The 6,186-nt window shown below is 69.3% G+C and carries 7 protein-coding genes; 5 read left to right on the top strand and 2 right to left on the bottom strand.

From position 1 onward, the window contains the following. The coding region (locus IEJ02_RS41875) for an NsdA family TPR-like regulatory protein (RefSeq protein ID WP_498067126.1) at nt 1-525 on the bottom strand (525 nt) is incomplete at its 3' end. A gap of 204 nt (nt 526-729) precedes the next feature. On the opposite strand from IEJ02_RS41875, the gene lipB reads away from it, so the two are divergent. The 4 genes from lipB to IEJ02_RS41855 all read left to right on the top strand — a co-directional run bounded on the left by lipB (nt 730) and on the right by IEJ02_RS41855 (nt 3,826). Beyond that, nucleotides 730-1,554 (top strand): lipoyl(octanoyl) transferase LipB, encoded by an 825-nt coding sequence (gene lipB, locus IEJ02_RS41870; protein WP_370467216.1) that lies wholly within the window; start codon nt 730-732, stop codon nt 1,552-1,554. Nucleotides 1,555-1,732: 178 nt separating this feature from the next. Then, entirely contained in the window at nt 1,733-2,683 is a 951-nt protein-coding gene (lipA, locus tag IEJ02_RS41865; protein ID WP_191069571.1) for a lipoyl synthase, read from the top strand. A 254-nt stretch (nt 2,684-2,937) separates the two neighbouring features. Continuing rightward, complete coding sequence (locus IEJ02_RS41860) at nt 2,938-3,135, top strand: SCO2195 family GlnR-regulated protein (protein ID WP_191069570.1); 198 nt, start codon at nt 2,938-2,940, stop codon at nt 3,133-3,135. Between the two features lie 10 nt (nt 3,136-3,145). Further along, nucleotides 3,146-3,826, top strand: coding sequence for a DUF4191 domain-containing protein (locus IEJ02_RS41855; RefSeq protein ID WP_191069569.1), 681 nt, complete (start codon nt 3,146-3,148; stop codon nt 3,824-3,826). Between the two features lie 194 nt (nt 3,827-4,020). On the opposite strand, the gene IEJ02_RS41850 is transcribed toward IEJ02_RS41855, so the two are convergent. Then, complete coding sequence (locus IEJ02_RS41850) at nt 4,021-4,488, bottom strand: RDD family protein (RefSeq protein ID WP_137977624.1); 468 nt, start codon at nt 4,486-4,488, stop codon at nt 4,021-4,023. A 265-nt stretch (nt 4,489-4,753) separates the two neighbouring features. On the opposite strand from IEJ02_RS41850, the gene glnA reads away from it, so the two are divergent. Then, nucleotides 4,754-6,163, top strand: a complete 1,410-nt coding sequence (glnA, locus tag IEJ02_RS41845) for a type I glutamate--ammonia ligase (protein WP_137977625.1) — start codon at nt 4,754-4,756, stop codon at nt 6,161-6,163. The last annotated feature ends 23 nt before the right edge of the window (nt 6,164-6,186 follow it).

Genomic DNA, 6,186 nt, shown 5'->3' with positions numbered 1-6,186 from the left:
CGCCCCGGCGCCCGGCCCGGCCCCGGCGCCCACCGCCGCCCCCGCCGGAGCGGCCCCCGCCGGTGGCTCGCCGCGCGCCACCCGGTCGTCGGGCCGCCCGATCAGCCAGTCACGGCTGGGCACGACGAGACCCGCCGGGGTGAACGCGATCTTCCGCAGCTCCGCATGGCTCCCGGAGTCCTTGCGCCACAGCCCGCTGACGATGTCCACCGCCTCCTGCGGGGTGGCGGCGAACTCCAGCCCCGCGTAGACGGGCGCGCACGCGTCCAGGCCCAGGTCCTGGGCGGTCAGCCGGCGTCCCAGCCGCCGGGTGAACACCTCGGCGATCAGCGCCGGGGTGGTGCCGCGCGGCTGCTGTCCGCGCAGCCACCGTGTCACCGATGTCTTGTCGTACCGCAGGTCCAGACCGTGCTCCAGTCCGAGCTGGTCCACCCGCCGGGCGAGCCCAGCGTTGGAGAAGCCCGCCTCGGCGATGAGCGCGGCGAGCTGACGATTGGGAATGCGCTGCGGGGGTCGTTCCGTCATCAGCCTGCCGGTCTCCCTGATCGCTCTGTGGAACGGCGCGAATGTAACCGCCGCTCGAGGGCCGATCGCGGCCGTCCGGCGGCATTCATCCGATCGTGTGAGAACGAGCCGGGTGCGGACGTAAGGGGACACGGTCGTACAGTGGCGGGGGCGCCGCCGCGAGGCCCCGCCACCCATCCGACGCGGGTCGAGAAGGAGCTTGCCGTGACCGCCGTGACCACGTCTTCCCCGGGGTCGGCCCCCGGTTCATCGGCGCTTGCCTACGTCCACCTGGGCTTCGGCGCGGACGCCGTGGACTACGAGGAGGCGTGGCAGGAGCAGCGCCGGGTGCACGCCGCCCGCTTCGCGGACGAGATCCCCGACACCTGTCTGCTGCTGGAGCACCCGCCGGTCTACACGGCGGGGCGGCGCACGGCCGACAGCGAGCGCCCCCTGGACGGCACCCCGGTGGTGGACGTGGACCGCGGCGGCAAGATCACCTGGCATGGCCCGGGCCAGCTGGTCGGCTATCCGATCCTCAAGCTGCCGCGCCCGGTGGACGTCATCGCGCACGTCCGCCGCCTGGAGGAGGCGCTGCTGCGCACCTGTGCGGAGTTCGGCCTGGAGACCACCCGGGTGGAGGGCCGCAGCGGGGTGTGGGTGCTGGGCGACCCGGTGGACCAGCGCCCCGCGCTCGGCGGACTGAAGCTGGACTTCGACCCGCGGCTGGCGGACGAGGAGTTCGACGCACGGCTGAACGGGCCGGAGTACGCCCCGTCCAACGCCGGGCAGCGCCGCGAGGACCGCAAGCTGGCCGCCATCGGGGTGCGGATCGCCAAGGGCGTGACGATGCACGGCTTCTCGCTCAACTGCAATCCGGACAACACCTGGTTCGACCGGATCGTGCCGTGCGGCATCCGGGACGCGGGGGTGACCTCGCTCTCGGAGGAGCTGGGCCGGGACGTGCCGATCGCCGAGGTGCTGCCGGTGGTCGAGCGGCATCTGCGGGAGGTCCTGGAGTCCTCCGTCCCGCTGCCGCGCGCGGTCTGATCCTCCTGGGCTCGCTCCCACCCGTGCGGGAATGCGTCCTCGCAGCGTTCGGTTGCCCTGGACGTAAATCCGTACGAACCACGGGCGTACCCTGGTGACCGCCGACGATTCGAAAGCCAGCCGGCAAACTCGCCGCGCCGAACCGCCCAGCAGAGTCAAGCAAAGAGGAGTGCCGGACGTGTCCGCAGTCGCACCCGACGGACGCAAGATGCTGCGCCTGGAGGTCCGGAACAGCCAGACCCCCATCGAGCGCAAGCCCGAGTGGATCAAGACCCGGGCGAAGATGGGCCCCGAGTACACCGAGCTGCACGGGCTGGTGAAGCGGGAGGGCCTGCACACCGTGTGCCAGGAGGCGGGCTGTCCGAACATCTATGAGTGCTGGGAGGACCGCGAGGCGACCTTCCTCATCGGCGGCGACCAGTGCACCCGGCGCTGCGACTTCTGCCAGATCGACACCGGCAAGCCGCAGGCGCTGGACCGCGACGAGCCGCGCCGGGTGGCCGAATCCGTACGCACCATGGAGCTGAAGTACGCGACCATCACCGGCGTGGCCCGTGACGATCTGGAGGACGGCGGCGCCTGGCTCTACGCGGAGACCGTGCGCCAGATCCACTCCCTGATGCCGGACACCGGTGTGGAGCTGCTGATCCCGGACTTCAACGCGGTCCCCGAGCAGCTCGCCGAGGTCTTCTCGGCCCGTCCCGAGGTGCTCGCGCACAACGTCGAGACGGTGCCGCGGATCTTCAAGCGCATCCGCCCCGGCTTCCGTTACGAGCGCTCGCTCGAGGTGATCACCAAGGCGCGCGAGGCGGGTCTGGTCACCAAGTCCAACCTGATCCTGGGCATGGGCGAGGAGCGCGAGGAGATCAGCCAGGCGCTCCAGGACCTCCATGACGCGGGCTGTGAGCTGATCACCATCACCCAGTACCTGCGGCCGTCCCCGCGGCACCACCCCGTGGAGCGCTGGGTCAAGCCCCAGGAGTTCGTGGAGCTCAAGGAGGAGGCGGAGGAGATCGGTTACGCCGGGGTCATGTCCGGCCCGCTGGTCCGCTCCTCGTACCGCGCCGGCCGTCTGTACCAGCAGGCGATCGAGCGGCGCAATGTCGCGGTGGCTTCCCAGGCCGTCTGACTCTCCGTCGCCGCACCGCCGTCACGTTCCGTCGGCGGTCGGCCGCGTGAGCAACACGCTGTGTGATTGCGAGCACACACGGATTCGAGGGCTCCGAGAACGCCGCAGGTCAAGGGCGGAATACGGGCCGCAGTAGGGTTTCATCGGTGTTTGACCGGCCAGTCACGCACTGGTAACACCATTGGGTAACGATTGAGCCACGCACCGCTTATGCGTTGTGTGGAGCAATCATCCGCCGCTTCCGAGGGGTATCCATGCCGGCTGCGCCCGTACGCCCGTCCGTCACCGACGCGCTCCTCGTCCTGGAAGGTCTGCTGCTACGCGGCGGGCAGCGCACCGCCCGCCGCAACGCCTGGACGGCCGTGCTCGAGGACCGGCGCCGGGCCAAGGCCCGGGACGAGGCCGAACACGTGCTGGAGGCCGTGTCCACCGGGGCTTCCCAGGCCACGTAAACTTCGCTGTATGGCGAGGAAGGAAACATCCGAGAACCCCGGGCGGCTGAAGCAGATCGCCCTGACCTACAAGATGACCAAACGGGTCGACCCGAAGGTCACACTTGTCGTCGCCGGCGTGGGGATTGTCACCTTCGGTGTCCTTCTCGCGATCGGCTTCTGGATCGGCCACCCGATCTTCCTGGGCATCCTGGGCTTCGTCCTGGCCTTCCTCGCGATGGCGATCATTTTCGGCCGCCGTGCCGAGCGGGCCGCCTTCGGACAGATGGAGGGCCAGCCGGGCGCGGCGGCCGCGGTGTTGGAGAACGTGGGCCGCGGCTGGTCGGTGACCCCCGCGGTGGCGATGAACCGCAACCAGGACGTCATCCACCGCGCGGTGGGCAAGGCGGGCATCGTGCTGGTCGCCGAGGGCAACCCGAACCGGCTCAAGAGCATGCTGGCGGCCGAGAAGAAGAAGATGGCGCGCATCGTCGCGGACGTCCCGGTCCACGATGTGATCGTCGGCTCCGGCGAGGGCCAGGTCGAGATCAAGAAGCTCCGCACCACGCTGCTGAAGCTCCCCCGGGTGCTGCCGGGCGCGCAGGTCACGGTGGTGAACGACCGGCTGCGCGCGCTGGGCGACCTGATGAGCAACATGCCGATTCCAAAGGGCCCGATGCCCAAGGGGATGCGGATGCCGAAGGGGCGCTGAGCGCTCTCCTCACCGAATCACCGAAACGGATAGGACGGCGGCCCGGACGGAAAGTCCGGGCCGCCGTTTCGCATGTCGGGCCGCCTGCCGCCGTTTCGCGTTTCGTATGTCGGCCCGCCTGCCGCCGTTTCGCGTGTAACGCCGTCGTCCGCGCGTAACGCCGTTGTACACAATCCGCGGGCGATACCAGCGGCTCAGACCCTGATCTGCACCGCGCGGGAGAGCCGGTCGTGCAGCCCGCGGGTGTCGCGGTCCCAGACCACCGCCGGGATGGCCAGCACCAGCAGCACACTGCGCAGCACGGCCCGCGGCAGGCTCAGCCGCACCCCGCCCTCGCCGATGACCCGCAGCTTCAGCAGCAGCTTGCCGGGGGTGGCACCGACGGTGCCCACGGTGACCAGGCTCAGCGCCAGGAAGACCAGCAGCGCCCAGTTCCCGGCGACCTGGGCGTTACGGCCGGACAGCAGCGCGTAGGAGACGAGCAGGCACAGGCCCCAGTCGATGAAGAGCGCCCCGAAGCGGCGTCCCAGCGGCGCGATGGAGCCCGGTCCGCTCTCGGGAAGGCCGAGGCCCTGGCCCCGGTAGCCGAAGTCGACGCCCATCTCCTCGGCGGCCGCGCGGGGTCCGGAAAGCCACGATCCGATTGCTTGCCTCTTGTCCACCCGTCTACGTTACTGCGACCGCATACGTTCCCCCGGCCGGACCCCTTCCCAGCGGTTCCCGCGCCCCCGTACGGCGCCTTTTCCGAGGCCACGAGGGCTCCGCGAGCCTCCGCGAGCCCGTGCGAGCCGGTTAACCTGGGTGAAACAAATGGGTCATGCCCGGGAAATCCCGTCTGCCTATGGTCGGCGAGAGCGCGCCACCGCACATGGCATCGCGCCACCGGACATATCCCCGTCCCACCGCGGCCGGGCTAGGAGGAGTTGGATGTTCCAGAACGCCGACGACGCTCGGAAGTTCATCTCGGACGAGGACGTGAAGTTCGTCGATGTCCGTTTCTGTGACCTTCCCGGCGTCATGCAGCACTTCACCGTACCGGCGGAGGCGTTCGACCCGCACGAGGAGCTGGCCTTCGACGGCTCGTCGATCCGCGGCTTCCAGGCGATCCATGAGTCGGACATGGCCCTGCGCGCCGACCTCTCCACGGCGCGTGTCGACCCGTTCCGCCGGGACAAGACCCTCAACATCAACTTCTTCATCCACGACCCGATCACGGGCGAGCAGTACAGCCGTGACCCGCGGAACATCGCCAAGAAGGCCGAGGCGTACCTCGCCTCCACCGGCATCGCGGACACCGCGTACTTCGGCCCGGAGGCGGAGTTCTACGTCTTCGACAGCGTGCGCTTCGAGACCAAGGCGAACGAGTCCTTCTACCACATCGACTCCGAGGCGGGCGCCTGGAACACCGGTGCGCTTCAGGACAACCGCGGCTACAAGGTCCGCTACAAGGGTGGCTACTTCCCGACCCCGCCGGTCGACCACTTCGCCGACCTGCGCGCCGAGATCACCCTCGAGCTGAACAAGGCCGGCCTCCAGGTCGAGCGCCAGCACCACGAGGTGGGCACCGCCGGCCAGGCCGAGATCAACTACAAGTTCAACACGCTGCTGGCCGCGGCCGACGACCTGATGCTGTTCAAGTACATCGTCAAGAACGTGGCGTGGAAGAACGGCAAGACCGCGACCTTCATGCCGAAGCCGATCTTCGGTGACAACGGCTCGGGCATGCACGTCCACCAGTCGCTGTGGCAGGGCGGCTCCCCGCTCTTCTACGACGAGCAGGGCTACGCGGGCCTGTCGGACACCGCCCGCTACTACATCGGCGGCATCCTCAAGCACGCCCCGTCGCTGCTGGCCTTCACCAACCCGACGGTGAACTCCTACCACCGCCTGGTCCCGGGCTTCGAGGCGCCGGTCAATCTGGTGTACTCGCAGCGTAACCGCTCCGCCGCGATGCGTATCCCGATCACCGGCTCCAACCCGAAGGCCAAGCGCGTCGAGTTCCGCGCCCCGGACTCCTCCGGCAACCCGTACCTGGCCTTCTCCGCCCTGCTCCTCGCGGGTCTGGACGGCATCAAGAACAAGATCGAGCCGGCCGAGCCGATCGACAAGGACCTCTACGAGCTCGCCCCCGAGGAGCACGCGGGCGTCCCGCAGGTCCCGACCTCCCTCCCGGCCGTCCTCGACTCCCTCGAGTCCGACCACGAGTTCCTCCTCCAGGGCGGTGTCTTCACCTCCGACCTGATCGAGACCTGGATCGACTACAAGCGCACCAACGAGATCGCCCCGCTGCAGCTGCGTCCGCACCCGCACGAGTTCGAGCTCTACTTCGACGTGTAAGTCGTACGCGCTCTGTGAGCTCC

Source organism: Streptomyces sp. 5-10 (assembly GCF_014712245.1).
Lineage (GTDB): Bacteria > Actinomycetota > Actinomycetes > Streptomycetales > Streptomycetaceae > Streptomyces > Streptomyces violaceusniger.
The sequence above is the reverse complement of the archived record's forward strand: the minus strand, read 5'-3'. Positions and strand labels throughout refer to the sequence as shown.